This window comes from Aestuarium sp., from assembly GCF_023253315.1.
GTDB lineage: Bacteria > Pseudomonadota > Alphaproteobacteria > Rhodobacterales > Rhodobacteraceae > Marivivens > Marivivens donghaensis.
The window spans coordinates 1-810 of record NZ_JALRGW010000129.1 but is presented as its reverse complement, the minus strand read 5'-3'; the positions used below and the strand labels follow the sequence as shown (position 1 = coordinate 810).

General features: G+C 57.3%; 1 protein-coding gene. It reads left to right on the top strand.

The window, feature by feature from the left end; translation table 11 throughout:
* Nucleotides 1-810, top strand: an 810-nt coding sequence (locus AC1QQ2_RS14590; protein ID WP_479713690.1) for an alpha/beta fold hydrolase, incomplete at both ends; no start/stop codon positions are given.

Here is an 810-nt window from a genome sequence, read left to right as displayed (position 1 = left end):
ACTCTCGCGCTTTCTCGTCACAGTGCGACGGGCCAAGCCCTGGGATCGTTGTTTGTGAATCCCGGTGGCCCTGGTGCGAGCGGCTATGAATTTGTCCTCGATAGCGTCGATTTCGCGGTGTCCGAAGCGCTCCGCGAGTCTTTCGATGTCATTGGCTGGGATCCCAGGGGTGTGAACTTCTCGAGTCCGGTCTCCTGTGCGGCGAGCGATGCAGAGTTGGATTACTTCTTCTTCGGAGAGCTCGAGGCTGAGCCGGACACACCAGAGTGGGATGCCGAGCTTCTCGCTGAATCGATTCGCTTTGGTCAAGAGTGCCAAGCCAACACTGGTGAGCTTTTGGAATTCGTTGACACACTCTCGACGGTGAGGGATCTGGATCTCTTGCGCCACCTCGTGGGTGATGAACAGCTGAACTACCTCGGCTACTCCTACGGGACTTTGATCGGGGCTTTGTATATCGACACCTTTCCGGAGAGGGTCGGCCGCATGGCGCTCGATGGCCCCGTGGATCCTGGGGCGAGCCAGTTTGATCTGGTCGTCAACCAGCATCGCGGTTTTGAAGAGGCTCTCGAGGCTTATTTAGTGGAGTGCGATCTGACGAACTCGTGCCCGTTTGACGGTTCGCTGGAGGAGCGCCTACAAGGAGTTTCTGACCTGTATGACGAGCTGGAAGAAAAGCCCTTGCGTCACGCCGACGGTCGCCTGGTTGACGATGGAATGCTCCGCACAGCCATGGTGACCACGCTCTATGCGCAATCCAGTTGGCCCTTCCTCACCCGAATGTTTGAAGAACTCCAAGAGGGTGTCACT